Source organism: Sulfitobacter aestuariivivens (assembly GCF_014763045.1).
GTDB classification, from domain to species: domain Bacteria; phylum Pseudomonadota; class Alphaproteobacteria; order Rhodobacterales; family Rhodobacteraceae; genus Sulfitobacter; species Sulfitobacter aestuariivivens.
Genome location: NZ_JACTAG010000002.1, coordinates 860,252 through 880,131, shown reverse-complemented (window position 1 = coordinate 880,131; position 19,880 = coordinate 860,252). Strand labels below are relative to the sequence as shown.

Below are 19,880 nucleotides of genomic sequence, written 5' to 3'. Positions count from 1 at the left end.
CATTTTATAGACAGATTTCAAGGTCGGCTGCATCAGCCGATCTTTCTTGGTGTTCAGCGTCCACGTCCCCTCGATTTCAAGTGAGTTGATACATTTTGAGAATCCCGCATACTGGCTGAACAGAAATGATTTCAGTAACGAGGATTTGACGTATGCCTATTGAAGCCGTGTGGGGACCCCGTGTTGGATATGCCGGGACAGGAAGTTTTCAAAGTGCCGTAGGGTTGATCGATTTCGCGACAACCGATGATAATCTGGAAACTACATCGTTTACCGCGACAGCGATTACATTCCAGGGCTTCGTTGACGGAGCGCTGGTGACGGTCCAGCTGGTTGGGTCCGGTTTTTCCGTGGATACATCTGGTGAAGTGCGGCCTGTCGGCATGATCAGCAGCATTGATTTCTACGCTGGCGGAAGTGCCGTCGCCAGCGAACAGTTGATATCCTTTGACTTCGCGATCAGCGTCGCTGAGCTGCTGACTGCGATCGACCAGGACAATGATGGCATTGTGCCTGAGGCGTTGGAGGACCTCTTTACCCAGCAGGACTGGACCTAAGCGGGCACCAATCAGGTCGATGATTTTCCGTCGACGTTCACGTCTTCTGATGGGTTTTTGCTGAACCTGATTGGTGATGATTTCATTTCGTTGGCCGGGGGCGACGATCTGTTCTTTGCCGGTGATGGCAATGACAGCGTGCTGGGCGGCAATGGCTTTGACACGCTGGAAGGCGGTGCGGGCAACGATGTATTGAACGGCGGTAATCAGGCCGATCTGCTGCGCGGTGGTGATGGCAATGACCGGCTGGTCGGTGCGGATGGATTTGACGCGCTTTATGGCGATGCCGGCAACGATACGTTGATTGCCGGTGGCGGCCCTGCGGACAGGCTTTATGGCGGGACAGGCAATGATCTGATGTACGCCGGGACCAGCCTTGGCTTCAATGTCGATGGATCCTTTGGCGGGGACGGCAACGACACCATTCTTGGTGAGGCCGGTTTTGACTTCATCGACGGTGAGGCCGGAGATGATGTGCTGAATGGCGGCAACCAGTCCGACAATGTCTATGGGGGGGATGGGTTCGACACGCTTTATGGCGGTCAGGGCCTGGACCGGCTTTTTGGCGGCAACGATGATGATATTGGCTGGGGTGGCACCGGGACGGACGGGTTGTTCGGCGGCTTTGGCAATGACACCCTTTATGGAGAGGATGGCAACGACCGGTTTTTTGGCGAAACCGGGGATGACCTGCTGTTTGGCGGCACGGGCTCTGACACCATGTATGGGGGGGCGGGGTTTGACACGATTGATGGCGGTCAGGATGACGATCTGTTGCTTGGCAACTTCAACGCGGATGTTTTTGTCTTTCAGGATGGGCATGGCAACGACACGATCACCGATTTTGCTGCAACAAACGTGTTCGAGAAGATTGATTTGAGCGATGTCAGTGCGATCACCAATCTGTTCGATCTGCTGAGCAACCATGTTTCGCAATCGGGTGCCAATCTTGTCATCAGCACGGGCGGGGGTAATTCGATTACACTGCTCAATGTAAATCAGAGTGATCTGGACAATTCCGACTTCATCTTCTGAGGTTGATAGGGTGTTTTGAGTTCAGCAAGGGGGCATTGCGATAGCAGTGCCCCTTTTGCAAATGCGGCGGAACCCTATATAGCAGGCGCACCTTCATCGAACGAGTCGCCCCCATGACCGCCACTGCGCCGATCACCCAAGACGTTCATACCATTCCGCGCAAGTTGCCGGAGGGGCCGGTGAACCTTGTCGGGTTGACCCGCGACGCCATGCGCATCGCGCTGATTGATGCAGGCACGCCCGAAAAGCAGGCGAAGATGCGCGTTGGACAGATCTGGCAGTGGATTTACCAGTGGGGTGTCCGCGATTTCGACGTGATGACGAACCTTAGCAAAGTCTATCGTGCTGAACTGGCAGAGCGGTTTGTCATTGAAACACCCGAAGTCGTGTCCAAGCAGGTCAGCACGGATGGCACCCGCAAGTGGCTGGTGCGCATTGCGGGCGGGCATGAGGTCGAGGTTGTCTATATCCCTGAAGAGGGGCGCGGGACCTTGTGTATCTCGAGCCAGGTCGGGTGTACGCTGACCTGTTCATTCTGCCATACGGGCACGCAAAAGCTGGTGCGGAACCTGACCGCCGGAGAGATCATCGGTCAGGTGATGATGGCGCGCGACGATCTGGATGAATGGCCGGTGCCCGGTGCGCCCAAAGATGAGACGCGGCTGTTGAGCAACATCGTACTGATGGGCATGGGCGAGCCGCTTTATAACTTTGAAAACGTACGTGACGCGATGAAGATCGCGATGGATGAAGAGGGCATTCAATTGTCCCGTCGTCGGATCACGCTGTCGACCTCGGGTGTGGTGCCTGAGATTGAGCGCACGGCGAATGAGATCGGCTGCCAGTTGGCCGTCAGCTTTCACGCCACCACGGACGCGGTGCGCAACACGCTGGTGCCGATCAACAAGCGCTGGAACATCGACACGCTGCTTGAGGCGTTGCGTGCCTACCCGCGGGGGCGCAATTCTGAGCGGATCACGTTTGAATATGTGATGCTGGATGGCGTGAACGATACAGACGAGGATGCGCACCGGTTGATCAAGCTGATCGAGGGCATCCCGGCGAAGATCAACCTGATCCCCTTTAACGAATGGCCCGGCGCGCCTTACAAGCGGTCCTCGAACAACCGGATCCGCAAGTTTGCAGACATTATCTACAAGGCTGGCTATGCCTCGCCCATTCGGACGCCGCGCGGCGAGGATATCATGGCCGCTTGCGGGCAATTGAAATCCGCGACGGAGCGCGCCCGGAAGTCGCGCAAACAGATCGAGGCCGAGGCGGGTCTTTGAGGGCCAAGTGACCTCTGACTGGGGTAAACAAGGCAACTTTGCAGCGCAATTGGAGCCTTGGGACCTGGCTGATTATCAGTTAACCTATTGATATTTATTGGCAAATGTAAAAATTGGGTAAAGCCGATTTGGTTAATGGAACATTAAATGACCCCGCGCGTGCCGCAATCGCGCAGAATTGCTGCCACCATCCCACACCACGTTGTTTCCTGTAACCATCATATCAGGAGACAGAATATGTCTGTCATGTTTAACAACGACCCCTTTATCACCGCTCAGGTGCTGGAACTTGTCATCCGCGAGCGTGACGTTGCGCTTTCCGCGCGTGAATGGAAGCACCGATTGGCGGGCTATGGCTATGCCATCAAGGATACTGACGAAGGTCAGATCGTCGAGACGTTGCCCCACCATGTGGAAATCGGCATGTTGCCAAACGAAGCAACTGCCTAAGCTTTTCCTGCAGACCCTCAGAATTGCCAGCGCGCGCGTCGTGGGACGCGCACAGCCAGCATTGGTTTGAGCAAGGGTGAGGCGTAGCGCTTTAGGTCAAGGGCTTCGTGTACGCCCTGTACGATTTCTCCGTCGATTTGTGTTTCGACGATCGCGCGGTTGTAGAACGGCGCGTCCAGCATGGGTTTGATCTGGCGGGGTGTAACGCCGTGATCAGCGCGGGTTTCGCGCCTCAGGGCCCAGTTTGAACGGCGGAATTTGGTGCGAGGCGGGGCCGGCACCACCTGTGCCTTTCCATCGCGATCGAATCCTATGGCGGCTTCCAATGACGTGCCATCCCTGCGGTCTGCGTCATAGAAGCAGGTGGATCCCGAAGCGGTCGGATACCGCCCCCATGTCCAATAACTAAAATCATGCTCAAGCGGGCGGGTGCCAAAGTTGGCGTCAAAGTAGCCGTGCCCGTCAAACTGCCAACCCGGCGCCTGCAGTGCCACATTGATGCGCGAGGTCGGTGCGAAGGGCCGCCAGACATGGGCGCCATCGGGGGTCAGAGGCAATTCTACATTTGTCACCGCTGACGGACGCAAGGTGATGCGCCCGCGCACCCGGCTGATCAGCGGCGGCGATGACACTTCATCAATGTCGATCTCAAGCGCGTCTCCCATCCAGCGCATTTGGCTGGGGCCCACCGTCAGGCTGTCAGATTCGCGGCGCAGGGCAGTGCGGCCCCGATCCGTCATCGTGAACCGCCCGCCCGGGCCATAGGTTGCGACGTTGATGCAGCAGTTGTTGGCCGGGTCGCCACGACCTGACCAGTGGTACCATGGTGAAAAGACAGACCCGATAAACCCTATGACCGAAACGGCGCGCGTGCCATCGTCGCTGACCCCATCGACATACCACCATGCGTATCCGCCGGGCGGGACGTCGAGGTCAAAGAAAGGTCGTTCAGAATCGCGTCTGCCGCGTGCGCGGCGGAGAGGGTTGCCATCGGCACTCCCGCCCCCGGGTGCGCTCCCCCTCCCACAAGGTAGAGGCCCTTGATCGCCGTTCGTGCCGTTGGCCGGTGAAAGGCTGCCATCATCCCCCTGGGGGAACGCCCGTAAAGCGACCCGGCCGAATGGGGGAACATCTGATGGAACGCAGCCGGCCCGGTCAGCGTTTCTGGCCCCGGTGTTGGGGTGAAATGCAGCCCGAACTGCCGCAGGCGGTTGAAGATCAGTGTCTGACATTTGGTGACCTCGTTATCGTCGGGTGCTGCACCTGACCCCACAGGGGCCGCATTCATGATGATTTCAAACCGTTCTTGTCCAACGGGCTTGCGCCCGCCAAAGCGGTCCTGCGCGCAGATATAGAGCGTCGGATCGGATTGCGCCTTGCCCTTGTGCAGCGGGTGGTATTCCCGCGCCGGGTCAGCCGCGAAAAAGACGTTGTGCGCGGCAAGGGGCACCGTATCGTCCACGGTGGCGGCAAAGGCATGGACCTGCGCGGACAGGCTGCGCGGTTCGGTGGCCTGTCCGGAAACCGCTGTGGTGATGCCATCGCCAAGCGCGCCTTGGGTCAGGGCGCGCGGGTCCCCATTAAAGAGCACCATATCGACGGGGTGTCTATCGCCGTTGGTGTGTATGGCTACCGGTTGCTGGTCCTGCATTTCGATTCGCGTCACATGCGCGTCAAAGTGAAAGGATGCGCCGTTCGCTTGGGCCAGATCTGCAATTGCGACCGCCAATCTGTGCATGCCGCCTTTGACATGCCAGACGCCGCGTTGCTCTGCCGCCCAGATCAGCGAAAGGATCGCGGGTGATTGCTCCGGGGTACCGCCGACATAGGTGGCATAGCGGGCAAAAAGCTGTGCCAGCCTGGGATCGCTGAAGCGGCGGGCCAGCATTCTGGACAGCGTTTGATGGGGGGCCATCTGCGGGATCAGCGCAGGGTTCCTGAGCGTATGGCGGGTCAGCGCGCCGAGCGATGGTGTCGCGGCCTGCATCATTGGCCCTTCGAAGGCGTCGAACAGGCGGTTGGCCCGCGCCGTGAAGGCACGGAATTCGGCCGCGGCGGTGGTGCCAAAGGTGCGGGATACCGTGTCGACCGAGGCTTGGATGTCAGAGAAAAGATCCAGGGTGGTGCCGTCTGGCCAGAAATGCCGCGCAAGCAGGGGCTCGGTTTCCAGTGTCACATGGTCTTCGAGCCGCGCGCCCGCGTCCGCGAAGAGCGCGTCGAACACTGGCTTGAGGGTCAGGACAGTAGGACCGGCGTCAACCGGACCTGCCGCAGACGGGACTGTGCGCATCTTGCCACCCGGCGCTGTGTGGCTGTCGAACACCGAGACCTGCAGCCCCGCGCTGGCCAGCCGTAGCGCCGCAGCAAGGCCGCCGATTCCCGCGCCGATGATCGCGATATGGCTGGGCTGAGCAGGGGGTATGGCAGGTTCCTTCCGTGAGGTGGCGTTGACAAGTACAGCAGATGTGTCCAGTCTAGTTTACACATTTGGTGTCGTTGTTAAAGTACATCCGCACCAGGCACCTTTGCCACGGGGGACCGGACATGCAGTTTGCTGAGCGGATAGATAATGCGATTACGCAGGCCATCCGGCAGGGGCAACATCCGCCAAGTCCGGGCAAGCTTGCTTCAGCGTTGCATTATGCCGTGACGCCAGGTGGCGCGCGGATCAGGCCGACCATTCTGATGAGTGTTGCCGCTGCCTGTGGCGATGACCGGCCTGCGCTGGCAGATGCGGCTGCGGCGGCGCTGGAGCTGATACATTGCGCATCACTTGTGCATGATGATCTGCCGGCCTTCGATGATGCAGATGTGCGGCGGGGCAAACCGTCGGTGCATCGTGCCTTTGGCGAACCCCTGGCGGTGCTGGTGGGCGACAGCCTGATCATCATGGCCTTTGATGTGCTGGCCCGTGCTGCGGGCGATGATGCGGCGCGTGCGCTGCAGTTGATCCGTGTGCTGTCCAACCGCACCGGCATGCCAAATGGTATCTGTGCCGGGCAGGGGTGGGAAAGCGAAGACGAGGTAGATCTGTCTGCTTATCACGCGGCCAAGACCGGGGCGTTGTTCATGGCCGCCACGCAGATGGGGGCGCTGGCCGCCGGTCAGGACGCGGAGCCTTGGGAGGAACTGGGCGCGCGCATCGGCGAGGCGTTTCAGGTGGCTGATGATTTGCGCGATGCGCTTTATGATGAAGAGACGCTTGGCAAGCCCGTCGGGCAGGATGATCTGCATGGTCGGCCCAATGCGGTGACTGAATTTGGCATCGACGGGGCGATCGCGCGAATGCGCGACATTCTGAGCGGAGCGATTTCGTCGATCCCCAAGTGCCCCGGCGAGGCGCATCTGGCCAAGATGGTCAACGCACAGGCCGAAGCGCTGACGCCGCTGAAATGGCGTGCGGCACAGGCCTCGCGCATACCCGGCGAATAAATGGCGGACGCGGCTGGCCCCATCGCCATGCCCAAACGACGCCGCCGCGTTGCGGGCTGGCCCGCCAGACTTGTCGCATCCCGTGGATTCCAGCGCTGGGCAGCGCGATTTCCGCTGACGCGTGGGTTGGTGCGGCGTGAAGGCGAGGCGCTGTTTGATCTGCTTGCGGGGTTTTGCCATTCGCAGGTGTTGATGGCGCTGGTGCAACTGGAGATCCCCGAAAAACTGATGCAGGGCGCTCAGAGCGCTGCGGCGCTGGCGCGGGTGTCCGACGTGCCGGAGGATCGGATGGTGATCTTGCTGCGTGCGGGTGTGTCCCTTGGATTGCTCAAGATCAGGCGCGGCGGTGCCTTTGCGCTGACCACGCGCGGCGCGGCGCTTGTCGGTGTGCCCGGATTGGCGCAGATGATCCGGCACCACGATGTTTTTTACCGCGATCTGGCCGATCCGGTGGCCTTCTTTCGCGGCGACGTCGAGACAGAGCTTGCCGGGTTCTGGCCCTATGTTTTCGGCGGCGACATGGCCCCGGAGGTGGCGCAGACCTACTCCGATCTGATGGCAGAAAGCCAGGTTTTGGTGGCAGAGGACACACTTGACAGTGTGAACCTATCCGGCGCGCGGCATCTGATGGATGTTGGCGGAGGGACGGGTGTTTTTGCGGGGAGTGTCGGCAAGGCATATCCCGGTGTTGAGCTTACTCTCTTTGACCTTCCACAGGTCGCTGACGCGGCACACGCGCGATTCGCGCAGCTGGGTTTGTCAGAGCGCGCGCAGGTCGTATCTGGGTCATTCCGTGACGGCGCGCTGCCCAAAGGGGCCGATGCGATTTCACTGGTGCGGGTGCTTTATGACCATGCGGATGACACCGTGGCAGATTTGTTGGCAACCTGTTTCGCTGCCCTGCCGCCCGGCGGGATGCTGCTGATTTCCGAGCCGATGACGGGCGGCGCGCGCCCCGAACGGGCGGGGGATGTCTATTTCGCCCTCTATACGCTGGCGATGCGGACAGGCCGGGCAAGATCGATCGAAGAAATATCCGATCTGGTCTCAGCTGCCGGTTTCAATGTGACCCAGACACCAAAACCAAGGCGGGTCTACGTGACCCGATGTCTGGTCGCGCAAAAACCAACTGTCTAAGTTAGTTGACACATTTTGATGTCAGTTCTACCTTACACATAGGGTTTGCTGGCAGTGCCTGAGTCTGTCGCACTGCAGCATGGCCCTGCGACCCAAGGGGAGGGACGTTTGCACACAACAGCGGTCATACTCAAAGGACCTCGGATACTGGTTCTCGATTCGCTTGAAATGAAGGCGCCGTCGGCTGGTGATCTGGTTGTGCGCGTGTCCCATTCCGGTGTCTCGACGGGCACCGAAAAGCTTTTCTGGTCAGGTGAGATGCCGCCCTTCCCCGGCATGGGGTATCCGCTGGTCCCCGGCTATGAGGCCGTGGGCGAGGTGGTCGAGGCCGCCCCTGCCACCGGATACAAGCCCGGTGAACGCGTGTTTGTACCGGGGGCGAATTGTTACGAGGGGGCTTTTGGCCTTTTCGGCGCAGCTTCAAAACTTTTGGTGACAGATGCAGATCGCGTCACCCGAATTGATCCTGGATTGAAGGCAGAGGGTGCGTTGCTGGCCCTTGCAGCCACCGCACGGCACGCCATTGCCGGACCGGGAAAGGCTGTGCCGGACCTGATCGTGGGCCATGGGGTTCTGGGTCGTCTGCTGGCGCGGTTGACCATTGCCGCTGGGGCACCTGCGCCCACTGTCTGGGATATTGACCCTGCGCGCCGCTCAGGTGCAAAGGGGTACGACGTGGTGCATCCCGATGAGGACCCGCGCCGCGACTATGGGTCGATCTATGACGCTTCTGGCAGCACTGAGGTTCTGGGCGATCTGATCGGTCGTCTGGTCAAGGGTGGCGAGATCGTTCTGGCCGGTTTTTACGCCGCGCCCATCAGCTTTGCCTTCCCACCCGCCTTTATGAAAGAGGCGCGTTTCCGCGTTGCTGCTGAATGGACGCGCGATGATTTGCACGCCACCCGCAGCCTTGTCGAAAGCGGCGCGCTGTCGCTGTCCGGACTGATCACACATACCGCCGATGCCGCTGACGCGCCCGGCGCCTACGAGACGGCCTTTACTGATGCGGGCTGTCTGAAAATGATTCTCGACTGGAAAGGTCACGCATGACACTTGATATCCCCAACCTGAAGGACGGCGGAACGATCGAGGATTTTGATCAGCGCCTGCGCGACGAAGCCAACGAGGATTTCGCCGATATTGTCGCCGAAGAGCCCACCAGCAAGACACAGATCATTGCGATCTACGGCAAAGGCGGCATTGGCAAGTCGTTCACGCTGGCCAACCTCAGCCACATGATGGCCGAGCAGGGCAAGCGCGTTCTGCTGATCGGGTGCGACCCCAAGTCCGACACCACGTCGCTGCTCTTTGGCGGCAAGGCCTGCCCGACGATCATCGAGACGTCGACCAAGAAGAAGCTGGCCGGAGAAGAGGTTGCCATTGGCGATGTCTGTTTCAAGCGTGGCGGCGTCTTTGCGATGGAGCTTGGCGGGCCGGAGGTTGGACGCGGCTGTGGCGGGCGCGGGATCATTCACGGGTTTGAGCTGCTGGAGAAGCTGGGGTTCCATGACTGGGACTTTGACTATGTGCTGCTTGATTTCCTCGGCGATGTGGTTTGTGGCGGCTTTGGCCTGCCCATTGCGCGGGACATGGCGCAGAAGGTGATTCTGGTCGCCTCGAACGATCTTCAGTCGCTTTATGTGGCCAACAACGTCTGTTCGGCGGTGGAGTATTTCCGCAAGCTGGGCGGCAATGTTGGCGTGGCCGGGCTGGTTATCAACAAGGATGACGGTTCGGGCGAGGCTGCGGCCTTTGCCAAGGAAGTCGATATTCCAGTACTTGCCGCCATCCCGCAGGACGATGACCTGCGCAAGAAATCCGCCAACTACCAGATTGTCGGGACAATGGAATCCCAGTGGGGTCAGCTTTTTGCAGATCTCGGCATGGAAGTGGCCGGTGCGCCGCCTGTGCGGCCCACGCCACTTGATCAGGACGGGTTGCTTGGTCTTTTCGATGCGTCTGAAACGGGCGGTAATGTGGTTCTGGAACCCGCCACCGACATGGATATGCGCGGCAAGAACGCAAAGCCGAAAGTCAGCCTTGAGGTGATCTACGACGATGTCTGATCGCCAGGGATATCACGTGCGCTATGACGCGGCGGATCAGGTGGAGATCACTGAAGCGTCTGCGCCCGACATGCTTGTGGCCGATACCACCGGGCAGGTCGCGCCCGAGGGCGCGTGCAGTTCAGCGTCCACGATGGCGGAGGCCGCGCGGGCGGCGGGCAAATCGGACATTCTGGATCAGTACGCCAAGGATTATCCGCAGGGGCCGCATGACAAGCCGCAGTCGATGTGCCCTGCGTTCGGGTCTTTGCGCGTCGGGTTGCGGATGAAGCGGACGGCGACGGTGCTGTCGGGTTCGGCCTGTTGTGTATATGGGCTGACGTTTGTGTCGCATTTCTACGGCGCGCGTCGGTCGGTCGGCTATGTGCCGTTTAACTCTGAGTCATTGGTAACGGGAAAGCTGTTCGAAGACATCCGCGAGGCGGTGCATGATCTGGCGGATCCAGAGCGCTATGACGCCGTTGTCGTGACCAATCTGTGTGTGCCCACGGCATCCGGCGTGCCGCTGCGGCTGCTGCCGGATGAGATCAACGGCGTGCGGATTGTGGGCATTGATGTGCCCGGCTTTGGGATCCCGACCCATGCCGAGGCCAAGGATGTTCTGGCGGGTGCGATGCTGAAATACGCGCGCGAAGAGATCGAGGCGGGGCCAGTGGCCATGCCCGCGAGCGGTACGTCGGATCGCCCGACGGTAAGCATGTTGGGCGAGATGTTTCCGGCGGATCCGATGATGATTGGTCAGATGCTGGCGCCGCTGGGACTGGCCGCGGGCCCTGTGGTGCCGTGTCGCGAATGGCGGGAGCTTTATGCCGCGTTGGATTGTGGGGCAGTGGCGGCGATCCATCCGTTTTACACCGCATCAGTCCGCGAGTTCGAGACTGCGGGACGGCCAGTTGTCGGCTCTGCGCCTGTTGGGCATGATGGAACGGCTGCATGGCTGGCCGGAATTGGCGATGTGTTCAATATCGCGCCAGAGAAGATTGCGGAGGCGCAAAACGCGTTTCTGCCTGCCATCAAGGGGGCGCTGGGGGCGGCACCGATCAACGGCACGATCACGCTGTCGGGCTATGAAGGCAGCGAGTTGCTGGTTGCGCGGTTGCTGATCGAAAGCGGCGCGGATGTGCCCTATGTCGGCACCGCCTGTCCCAAGACACCGTGGTCTGCAGCGGATGCGGCATGGCTGGCCGACAAGGGTGTGACGGTCAAGTACCGGGCGTCGCTGGAGGATGATCTGGCGGCGATGGAGGCGATCAAACCTGATTTGGCCATTGGCACCACACCTGTAGTGCAAAAGGGCAAGGAACTGGGCATTCCGTCGCTTTATTTTACCAACCTTATTTCTGCGCGCCCGCTGATGGGTGTGGCTGGGGCCGGTTCTCTGGCGCAGGTGGTGAACGCCGCGATGGGCAACAAGGACCGGATGGATCACATGCGCACCTTCTTTGAAGGGGTGGGGCATGCCGATACCGCCGGGGTTTGGGAAGGCGAGCCGAACCTGCAACCGCAGTTTCGCGCGTTGAACCAGAAGAAGCTGGAGCGCGCCGCCAAGGCCGCCAAAGCGGCTGAGATGATATGATCGGTTCGGTATTCCATATCGCTTCGTCCCGAGGCTGCGTTTTTATGCAGGCGGTGCACGTGCATATTTTTGGAACATTGAAAGTGCGGGGAGGACCGGGATGTTGATCCAGGACCATGACCGCGCCGGTGGGTACTGGGGGGCTGTTTATGCCTTTTGTGCCATCAAGGGATTGCAGTGTGTGATTGACGGGCCGGTGGGGTGCGAGAACCTGCCGGTGACCTCTGTTCTGCACTATACCGACGCCCTGCCACCGCATGAGTTGCCGATTGTGGTAACCGGATTGGGCGAGGAAGAACTGGGGCGCGATGGCACCGAGGGCGCGATGAAACGCGCTTGGGGCACGCTTGATCCGGCCCTCCCTGCCGTGGTTGTCACCGGGTCGATCGCGGAGATGATCGGTGGCGGCGTCACGCCCATGGGCACCAATATTCAGCGGTTTCTGCCGCGCACGATTGATGAGGATCAGTGGGAAGCGGCCGACCGCGCGATGACGTGGCTGTTCACCGAATTTGGCATGACCAAGGGGCGGATGCCCAAGGAAGCCAAGCGCGAGGAGGGGGCCCGGCCGCGGGTCAATATCCTTGGGCCGATGTATGGCACGTTCAACATGCCATCGGATCTGGCTGAGATACGCAGGCTGGTCGAGGGGATCGGGGCCGAGGTCAACATGGTGATGCCGCTGGGTGCGCATGTGGCCGAGATGCGCGGGCTGGTGAATGCGGATGTGAATGTCTGCATGTATCGCGAGTTTGGTCGCGGACTTTGTGAAGTTTTGGGCAAGCCCTATCTACAGGCGCCTGTGGGGATCGAAAGTACGACCAAGTTCCTGCGGATGCTGGGGGAGATGCTGGAGCTGGATCCAGAACCGTTCATCGAGCGTGAGAAACATTCGACCATCAAACCTGTCTGGGATCTTTGGCGGTCCGTGACGCAGGATTTCTTTGCCACCGCCAGCTTTGCGATTGTGGCCAATGAGACCTACGCGCGGGGCGTGCGGAATTTCCTTGAGAATGATCTGGGGCTGCCGTGCGCCTTTGCCGTGGCGCGAACCGCAGGCAAGAAGACTGACAATGATGCGGTGCGCGCGATGTTGCATGAAAAGCGCCCCCTGATCGTCATGGGGTCGATCAACGAAAAGATGTATTTGGCCGAGATGAAGGCGGGCTTTGGCCCGGCGCCGGCCTTTATCCCCGCAAGTTTCCCAGGTGCCGCCATCCGGCGCGCCACGGGCACGCCCTTCATGGGGTACGCCGGTGCCACCTATCTGGTGCAGGAAGTGTGCAATGCTCTTTTTGATGCGCTCTTTCACATTCTGCCCCTTGGATCTGAAATGGACGCCACGCCCGCGACGCCGACACCGCTGCGCAGGGATTTCCCATGGGACGCGGATGCGCAAAAGCGTCTCGATGAAATCGTCGCGACGCACCCCATTCTTACCCGTATTTCCGCCGCCAAGACCCTGCGAGATGCCGCTGAAAAGCGCGCGCTTGATCAAGGGGCCGAGCGGGTCGTGCTGGAAACGGTGAATGCTCTTCAATCAGCTTCGGGAGGAAGCCAATGACAGATATCAGTCATCAGATCGACATGGAGATGGACACGCCGCGCGCCAGGCGTCGGCAGGATGCCCATCGCCGCGAATACATCGTCTATTTCGCCGTGATCTTTATCGCGACCCTGCCGATGGCGTTTCTGACATGGGGCCTGAAGGCCGCGCGCCAGATGCGTCTGCCCAAGAAGGGCCCGATCAAATCGGCATGGAGCCAGGCCGGGATCATCACACCGATGATCTTTACTGCCTGACGCAAGGATTTCCGGCCCTGCACATCAGGGTCGGTCACGAGGTTCGCCGTTCCCCCGGAATGGTGGATTAGGGCAGGGGATGAGCCCCTGTCGTAACCCGGCCGCCGGGTAGGCGCGGCGTATCAGATGTTTTTCAGGAGAAAAACCATGGCTGACAAAGACGACCTGTCTTTCACAGGTCTGACAGACGAGCAGGCGCAGGAATTGCACTCGGTCTATATGAGCGGCTTCACGATCTTCACGATCGTGGCGGTCGTTGCGCATATTCTGACGTATTTCAAGCTGCCCTGGTTCGCCTGGGGTTAGGAGAGGAGACTTAGATGGCACAGTTCTACAAGATCTGGCTGGTCTTTGACCCCCGCCGCGTATTCGTGGCGCAGGGTGTTTTCCTCTTTTTGCTGGCTGCGATGATTCACCTCGTCCTGCTGAGCAATCCGGAAACCAACTGGTTCAACCGCGCCTTCGGCACCGAAGCTGCGGCGGACTAGTTGCTCGGCTAGCTAACGCAAACACAGCTGCGGGCGGGGGAGTGCTCTGCCGCCCGCGGCAAACAAAGACAAGACACGCATGAACGCGTCGGGGTGACAGCACCCGCGCGCGAGAGGAGACAGAAGATGGCGATGCTCAGCTTCGAAAGAAAGTACCGGGTTCGTGGCGGGACGTTGGTTGGCGGTGATCTGTTCGACTTTTGGGTGGGGCCTTTCTATGTCGGCTTCTTCGGGGTCACGACATTCTTCTTTGCCGCCCTCGGCACGATACTTATTTTTTATGGCGCAGCCCTGGGGGACACCTGGAACCCCTGGCTGATTTCCATCGATCCACCGTCGCTTGAAGTGGGCCTTGGGATCGCGCCGCTGGCCGAAGGTGGCCTTTGGCAGATCATTACGTTTTGCGCCACGCTGGCCTTTGTCAGCTGGATGATGCGCGAGGTCGAGATTTGTCGAAAACTTGGCATCGGGTATCATGTGCCCTTCGCCTTTGGTTTTGCCATTCTGGCCTATGTCACGCTGGTGATTATTCGCCCTGTTCTGCTGGGTGCCTGGGGCCATGGGTTCCCGTATGGCATATTCAGCCACCTCGATTGGGTGAACAACGTGGGATACGCCTACGGCAACTTCCATTACAACCCGGCGCATATGGTGGCGATCACCTTCTTTTTCACCACCTGTCTGGCGCTTGCGCTGCACGGGTCACTGGTGCTGTCGGCGGTCAACCCCGGCAAGGGCAAGACGATTGCCACGCCGGATCACGAAGACACCTATTTCCGTGATCTGATCGGCTATTCGATTGGGCCATTGGGCATTCACCGCCTTGGTCTGCTGCTTGCACTGAACGCCGTATTCTGGAGTGCGGTTTGCATCATCATTTCCGGTACGATCTGGTTCGATGCCTGGTCTGCATGGTGGGATTGGTGGCTTGAATTGCCCTGGTGGGCGGACCTGTAGGAGGGGATGAGCAATGATGGTTGAATATCAGAATATCTTCACACAGGTTCAGGTGCAGGGTCCGCCCGAGATGGGTATGGATCCGACCGGTACTCTGGATCGCGAACGCACAAAGAAAGCCGGGTTCAGCAGCCTTGCGGGCATATTCGGCAACGCGCAGCTGGGGCCGATTTACCTGGGCACCTTTGGTGTCGTGTCGCTGGCGACCGGGTTCATCTGGTTCTTTATTGTCGGCATGAGCTTTTGGGCGCAGGTGGATTATTCCCCGGCCCTGTTCATGCGCGATCTTTTCTGGCTGGCGCTAGAGCCGCCGAGCGAGGAATACGGCCTCGGCTTTGCGCCGCTCAACGAGGGAGGATGGTGGATCATCGCCAGTTTCTTCTTGTTGGTCAGTGTCATCAGCTGGTGGATCCGTACCTACCTGCGGGCCGAAGAACTGGGCATGGGTAAACACGTGAGCTGGGCTTTTGCCTCTGCGATCTGGCTGTTTCTGGTACTGGGGCTGTTCCGCCCGATCCTGATGGGGTCTTGGGCAGAGGCGGTGCCATACGGGATCTTCCCGCATCTGGATTGGACGAACCTCTTTTCGCTGACCTATGGCAATCTGTTCTACAATCCGTTCCACGCCCTTTCGATTGCGTTTCTTTATGGCTCTGCCCTGCTTTTTGCGATGCATGGCGCGACCATTCTGGCGGTCAGCCGCTATGGCGGCGAGCGTGAGATTGAACAGATCGTTGACCGGGGTACCGCGTCTGAACGTGCGGCCCTGTTCTGGCGCTGGACCATGGGGTTCAACGCCACGATGGAAGGCATTCACCGCTGGGCCTGGTGGTTTGCGGTGCTGACCACGCTGACCGGCGGCATCGGTATCCTGCTGACCGGCACGGTCGTGGATAACTGGTTCGTCTGGGCACAGGAACACGGCTATGCGCCGCTTGATTGAGGGGATGAAAGATGACTGACAACAACGACTATCTGCGCACAGGCGACCCCAAGTTCCGGCTGTCGGCGGATATTACAATGCTGATGCTGAAAGGGGCGGCCTATGCTGCGGTCTTTTGTCTGGCCCTCTGGTTCTGCATCTGGGCGCTCTATGCCATCGGACTGCTGTTGCCAGAGGAATCGCGGGACACTGAAGACCCCACGCCGTTCTCGTATGTGATCCCTGCCGAGACAGGCACGCAACTACTCTGAGACACCGGCAGATCCGTCCGCGCGGCGGGTCTGCCCACCTGATCCGGCCCTCCCTGTCCCTTGGGGGTGTCGGATGCGCCCGGGGTCACACCGCCTCTGGCACCTCCTGTTGGCTACGGGAGACACGGGGACGGAGATCATCAGCTCTCCGTCCCCTATCCCGGGCCAACAGGCCACGCTTTCAGCGCAATCTGAAGGCAAGCCGAAAGGATCATTGCCATGGACCGTGCCGCGAAACTGACGCCTCATCTGGATCGGATCGCTTCGCCCGCTGATCTGCGCGGTCTGTCTGACAGCGCGCTTGGCGATGTCGCGGCTGAGTTGCGCAACGAGGTCATCGAAAGCGTTGCAACCACAGGTGGGCACCTGGGATCATCGCTGGGTGTGGTCGAGCTGACCGTGGCGCTGCATGCGGTATTCGACACGCCGCGCGACAAGCTGATCTGGGATGTGGGACATCAGTGCTATCCGCACAAGGTTCTGACGGGGCGCCGCGACCGCATGGCGACGCTACGGCAGGAAGGCGGGCTTTCTGGTTTTACCAAGCGCAGCGAAAGCCAATACGACCCGTTTGGTGCGGCGCATAGTTCGACGTCCATTTCTGCCGCGCTGGGGTTCACTATAGGCCGGGACATGGGCCAACCCACAGGTGACGCCATTGCCGTGATCGGGGATGGATCAATCAGTGCCGGGATGGCCTACGAAGCACTGAACAATGCCGGCGCCGAAGGGCGGCGGATGTTTGTCATCCTTAACGATAACGAGATGAGCATCGCCCCGCCGGTGGGTGCGATGTCGAAATACCTATCGGGGCTCTATGCCTCACCGCTGGGGAACCTGCAGCAGGCCGCCGAGGGGTTTGAGGCCGCGTTGCCCGGCCCGCTGCGCGACCATGCGCGCCGCGCGCGACAAATGGTGACCGGGGCTGTGGGCGCAAAGGGTACGTTGTTTGAGGAACTGGGGTTTCAGTATATCGGGCCGATCAACGGTCACGACATGGATCAGCTGCTGGGCGTTCTGCGTGCGGCGAGGGCCCGCGCGACCGGGCCGGTTTTGATCCACTGCTGCACCGTGAAGGGCAAAGGCTATGCCCCGGCTGAGCAATCCGCAGACAAGTATCATGGCGTTGGCAAGTTTGATCCCGCCAGTGGTGCCCAGGCCAAGAAGCGACCGAATGCGCCATCTTACACCAAAGTCTTTGGTCAGGCGTTAAGCGATCTGGCAGCGAATGACCCGCGTATCGTGGGCGTCACCGCAGCGATGCCGTCGGGCACCGGGATGGATATTTTTGCCCGGGCGCACCCGGCGCGCATGTTCGATGTGGGAATTGCCGAACAGCACGGGGTGACGTTTGCGGCCGGGATGGCGGCATCCGGCCTCAAACCGTTCTGCGCGATCTATTCGACCTTTCTGCAACGGGGCTATGACCAGATCGTGCATGACGTGGCCTTGCAGAACCTGCCGGTGCGCTTTGCGATTGACCGGGCCGGCTTGGTCGGTGCCGATGGTGCGACCCATGCGGGTGCTTTTGATGTGGGCTATCTGTCGGCCTTGCCGAACATGACCGTGATGGCTGCGGGCGACGAGGCAGAACTGGTGCATATGGTGGCAACTGCTGCGGCGCATGACCTTGGGCCGATCGCATTCCGTTATCCCCGCGGCGAGGGCGAAGGCGTGCCGATGCCTGAAACGGGCGAGGTTTTGGAGATCGGCAAGGGCCGGGTTCTGTCCGAAGGATCGGATGTGGCGCTGCTGTCGTTTGGTGCGCATCTGGGTGAATGCAGGAAAGCGGCCGCGAAGATCGAGGCAGCGGGATTGTCCGTCACCCTGGCCGATGCGCGCTTTGCCAAGCCTCTGGACCACGCTCTTCTGACCAGACTGGCCCGGAACCACCGGGCGCTGATCACGGTCGAGCAGGGCGCGCGCGGTGGATTTGGCGCGATGGTCTTGCACACGCTGGCGCAGGATGGCTTGCTGGATGGCAAGCTCGCGATCCGCACGATGACGCTGCCGGACCGGTTCATTGATCAGGCCGCACCGGATGCGATGTATGCAGATGCGGGGCTGACGGCGACGGATATCGCGGCGACGGCGTTGCAGGCGGCGGGCGCTGATGCGGAAATGGTGCTTGGTGCCCTCGGGGCCTGACCCTAGGCGACCTTATCCCCAAAGATCATGGCGTGGTGTTCGGCCAGATAGATACGCAGCCAGGGCGTGAAACGGTCGGGGTGTTGCGCGATTTCATGCTCGAGCTGGTCGGCCTGCAGCCAGCGGATCGCCATCGCCTCGTCCGGGTTCGGCGTGACCGACAGGGTTGCAGGTGCATCGGCAACGAAGACTTCGACCACTTCATGTTCGATCAGCCCGCCGCCGACATCGGCGCGGTATTCGACCTGGCCGCGATGCTGCGGGGCAAGGCCGGTGATCCCCAGTTCCTGCTGCAAGCGGCGCACGGCGCAGGTTTCGGAGTCTTCGGCCCATTCAGGATGGGTGCAGCAGGCATTCGCCCAAAGGCCGGGCGTATGATATTTATGCGCAGCGCGCTGTTGCAGCAGCACCGCGTCGCCTGCCACGACAAAGACCGACACCGCCTTGTGCCGCAATCCTTCGCGGTGGGCGCTGAGCTTGTCATAGGGCTGTAGCGCGCCGTCGATCCATGTCGGGATCATGATCCCGGCCACATCTGCATCGACAAGGTCGTGGCGTACGTGTTCGTTCATACCCGCGTCTCGGACACCAGTCGCGTCAGGTGAGCCAAGTTCTTGATCCCGATCTTGAGGTGCGCCAGCGGGCGGGCCTTGACGAGTCTCTTGTTCATATAGGCCTCGAAGGTCAGTCGCTGGACGTCGATGTCATGGCACAGCGAGACAAAGCGTTCGCGTCTTTCGTCGCTGCGATAGTAGGCGTTTTGCATCGCCCCCAGCACGCGGAAGACCTGCTTGTGTTCGCGCATGAAAAGCTTGCGGGCCAGACCCAAATCGCGCACCCGCCCGGTCGCCAGACAGGCAGCAGCAGCAGTCGCCGCGACACGGCCACCGACCACCGCATAGTAAATCCCTTCGCCCGACGATGGTGCCACAACGCCGGCAGCATCGCCCGCTAACACCACGTCGCGGCCATTGTCCCACCGGTCCATTGGTCTGAGCGGAATGGGCGCCCCCTCGCGGCGGATGGTGCGGCAATGCTCAAGACCAGAGGCGACGCGCAGCTCTGCGGTGGCCTTCTTAAGGTCCACGCCGTCGATCCCGGTGCCCATCCCAACACTGGCGGATTTGCCATGGGGAAAGACCCAGCCATAAAAGTCGGGTGAGATCTTGCCGTCATAGATGACGTCGCAGCGCAGAGGGTCGTATTGCGCTGTCGCTTCGGGCGCTTCGATGATTTCGTGGTAGGCGATCACATAGGGGATCTTGTCACCCCCCGGTACTTCGGCCTTTGCAACAGAGGACCGCGCGCCGTCTGCGCCGATGATCAGCCGCGTTTGCAGGATCTGTGTCTCGCCCGTGGCCTTTTCGCGGTAAAGAACGCGCGTGCATTCCTCATCCCGCTCGATCCGCAGGAAGGTGCCCGTGTACCTGGTGGCCCCGGCGGCCTCTGCGCGGTCACGCAGAAAGGCGTCAAAGTGTTCGCGGTCCACCATGCCGACATAGCCGTTCTCGATCGGGATATCGACTTGCCGCTGGGTAGGGGAAATCATGCGCGCGGTATTGATGCGCGCGACAATCTGGCTGTCGGGAATGGCAAAATCCTGTATCAGGCGAGGCGGGACCGCCCCGCCGCAGGGTTTGATCCTGCCCTCGCGGTCCAGCAGCGCAACCTTTTGACCAGAACGGGCCAGATCTTCGGCAGCAGTGGCACCAGATGGCCCACCGCCAATCACGACAACATCGAACATG

Annotated in this window: 21 protein-coding genes; 17 read left to right on the top strand and 4 right to left on the bottom strand. The window is 60.5% G+C overall.

The features are described 5' to 3' along the window. The first annotated feature begins 152 nt into the window (after nucleotides 1–152). The 4 genes from H9Q16_RS14115 to H9Q16_RS14100 all read left to right on the top strand — a co-directional run bounded on the left by H9Q16_RS14115 (nucleotide 153) and on the right by H9Q16_RS14100 (nucleotide 3,331). Nucleotides 153–557 (top strand): hypothetical protein, encoded by a 405-nt coding sequence (locus H9Q16_RS14115; RefSeq protein ID WP_191076061.1) that lies wholly within the window; start codon nucleotides 153–155, stop codon nucleotides 555–557. A 57-nt stretch (nucleotides 558–614) separates the two neighbouring features. Then, entirely contained in the window at nucleotides 615–1,592 is a 978-nt protein-coding gene (locus tag H9Q16_RS14110; RefSeq protein ID WP_191076060.1) for a calcium-binding protein, read from the top strand. Between the two features lie 113 nt (nucleotides 1,593–1,705). After that, complete coding sequence (rlmN, locus tag H9Q16_RS14105) at nucleotides 1,706–2,881, top strand: dual-specificity RNA methyltransferase RlmN (RefSeq protein ID WP_191076059.1); 1,176 nt, start codon at nucleotides 1,706–1,708, stop codon at nucleotides 2,879–2,881. Between the two features lie 237 nt (nucleotides 2,882–3,118). Beyond that, nucleotides 3,119–3,331: a hypothetical protein gene (locus tag H9Q16_RS14100; RefSeq protein WP_191076058.1), complete on the top strand. Its 213-nt coding sequence runs from the start codon at nucleotides 3,119–3,121 to the stop codon at nucleotides 3,329–3,331. A 17-nt stretch (nucleotides 3,332–3,348) separates the two neighbouring features. On the opposite strand, the gene crtC is transcribed toward H9Q16_RS14100, so the two are convergent. After that, nucleotides 3,349–4,185 carry a carotenoid 1,2-hydratase gene (crtC, locus tag H9Q16_RS14095; RefSeq protein WP_191076809.1) on the bottom strand — a complete coding sequence of 279 codons (837 nt, stop codon included), beginning with the start codon at nucleotides 4,183–4,185 and terminating at the stop codon, nucleotides 3,349–3,351. Then, nucleotides 4,182–5,720 carry a 1-hydroxycarotenoid 3,4-desaturase CrtD gene (gene crtD / locus H9Q16_RS14090; protein ID WP_343067886.1) on the bottom strand — a complete coding sequence of 513 codons (1,539 nt, stop codon included), beginning with the start codon at nucleotides 5,718–5,720 and terminating at the stop codon, nucleotides 4,182–4,184. Before crtD ends, crtC begins: the two co-directional genes overlap by 4 nt. Before the next feature lie 155 nt (nucleotides 5,721–5,875). Here crtD and H9Q16_RS14085 point away from each other — a divergent pair, with 155 nt between their 5' ends. From H9Q16_RS14085 to dxs, 13 genes are all read left to right on the top strand, one after another. Beyond that, on the top strand, nucleotides 5,876–6,763 hold the full coding sequence (locus tag H9Q16_RS14085) for a polyprenyl synthetase family protein (protein WP_191076057.1): 888 nt from the start codon (nucleotides 5,876–5,878) through the stop codon (nucleotides 6,761–6,763). A gap of 27 nt (nucleotides 6,764–6,790) precedes the next feature. Then, nucleotides 6,791–7,900 (top strand): methyltransferase, encoded by a 1,110-nt coding sequence (locus H9Q16_RS14080; protein ID WP_191076807.1) that lies wholly within the window; start codon nucleotides 6,791–6,793, stop codon nucleotides 7,898–7,900. A 108-nt stretch (nucleotides 7,901–8,008) separates the two neighbouring features. Then, nucleotides 8,009–8,950: a chlorophyll synthesis pathway protein BchC gene (gene bchC / locus H9Q16_RS14075; protein WP_191076056.1), complete on the top strand. Its 942-nt coding sequence runs from the start codon at nucleotides 8,009–8,011 to the stop codon at nucleotides 8,948–8,950. Next, nucleotides 8,947–9,966, top strand: coding sequence for a chlorophyllide a reductase iron protein subunit X (locus H9Q16_RS14070; protein ID WP_191076055.1), 1,020 nt, complete (start codon nucleotides 8,947–8,949; stop codon nucleotides 9,964–9,966). Before bchC ends, H9Q16_RS14070 begins: the two co-directional genes overlap by 4 nt. After that, the gene (bchY, locus tag H9Q16_RS14065; protein WP_191076054.1) at nucleotides 9,959–11,542 is read left to right on the top strand and encodes a chlorophyllide a reductase subunit Y; all 1,584 of its coding nucleotides are present in this window, start codon (nucleotides 9,959–9,961) and stop codon (nucleotides 11,540–11,542) included. Before H9Q16_RS14070 ends, bchY begins: the two co-directional genes overlap by 8 nt. 100 nt (nucleotides 11,543–11,642) lie before the next feature. Continuing rightward, nucleotides 11,643–13,106: a chlorophyllide a reductase subunit Z gene (gene bchZ / locus H9Q16_RS14060; protein WP_191076053.1), complete on the top strand. Its 1,464-nt coding sequence runs from the start codon at nucleotides 11,643–11,645 to the stop codon at nucleotides 13,104–13,106. Continuing rightward, complete coding sequence (pufQ, locus tag H9Q16_RS14055) at nucleotides 13,103–13,345, top strand: cytochrome PufQ (protein WP_191076052.1); 243 nt, start codon at nucleotides 13,103–13,105, stop codon at nucleotides 13,343–13,345. The genes bchZ and pufQ overlap by 4 nt, the downstream gene beginning before the upstream one ends. Nucleotides 13,346–13,492: 147 nt before the next feature. Continuing rightward, nucleotides 13,493–13,651, top strand: coding sequence for a light-harvesting antenna LH1, beta subunit (gene pufB, locus H9Q16_RS14050; protein ID WP_191076051.1), 159 nt, complete (start codon nucleotides 13,493–13,495; stop codon nucleotides 13,649–13,651). A 14-nt stretch (nucleotides 13,652–13,665) separates the two neighbouring features. Next, nucleotides 13,666–13,833 carry a light-harvesting antenna LH1, alpha subunit gene (gene pufA / locus H9Q16_RS14045; protein WP_191076050.1) on the top strand — a complete coding sequence of 56 codons (168 nt, stop codon included), beginning with the start codon at nucleotides 13,666–13,668 and terminating at the stop codon, nucleotides 13,831–13,833. 126 nt (nucleotides 13,834–13,959) lie between these two features. After that, nucleotides 13,960–14,790: a photosynthetic reaction center subunit L gene (gene pufL, locus H9Q16_RS14040; protein ID WP_191076049.1), complete on the top strand. Its 831-nt coding sequence runs from the start codon at nucleotides 13,960–13,962 to the stop codon at nucleotides 14,788–14,790. Nucleotides 14,791–14,806: 16 nt separating this feature from the next. Continuing rightward, nucleotides 14,807–15,733, top strand: a complete 927-nt coding sequence (pufM, locus tag H9Q16_RS14035; protein ID WP_191076806.1) for a photosynthetic reaction center subunit M — start codon at nucleotides 14,807–14,809, stop codon at nucleotides 15,731–15,733. An 11-nt stretch (nucleotides 15,734–15,744) separates the two neighbouring features. Continuing rightward, a complete protein-coding gene (gene pufX / locus H9Q16_RS14030) occupies nucleotides 15,745–15,984 on the top strand; it encodes an RC-LH1 core complex protein PufX (protein ID WP_191076048.1) in 240 nt (79 codons plus the stop codon). Nucleotides 15,985–16,203: 219 nt separating this feature from the next. Then, entirely contained in the window at nucleotides 16,204–18,132 is a 1,929-nt protein-coding gene (dxs, locus tag H9Q16_RS14025; RefSeq protein WP_191076047.1) for a 1-deoxy-D-xylulose-5-phosphate synthase, read from the top strand. Nucleotides 18,133–18,134: 2 nt separating this feature from the next. Here the strand turns inward: dxs and idi are convergent, their stop codons facing one another. Then, entirely contained in the window at nucleotides 18,135–18,704 is a 570-nt protein-coding gene (idi, locus tag H9Q16_RS14020; RefSeq protein WP_246455753.1) for an isopentenyl-diphosphate delta-isomerase, read from the bottom strand. Continuing rightward, nucleotides 18,701–19,879, bottom strand: a complete 1,179-nt coding sequence (locus H9Q16_RS14015) for a geranylgeranyl diphosphate reductase (RefSeq protein ID WP_425507701.1) — start codon at nucleotides 19,877–19,879, stop codon at nucleotides 18,701–18,703. The genes idi and H9Q16_RS14015 overlap by 4 nt, the downstream gene beginning before the upstream one ends. Nucleotide 19,880: the final 1 nt, after the last annotated feature.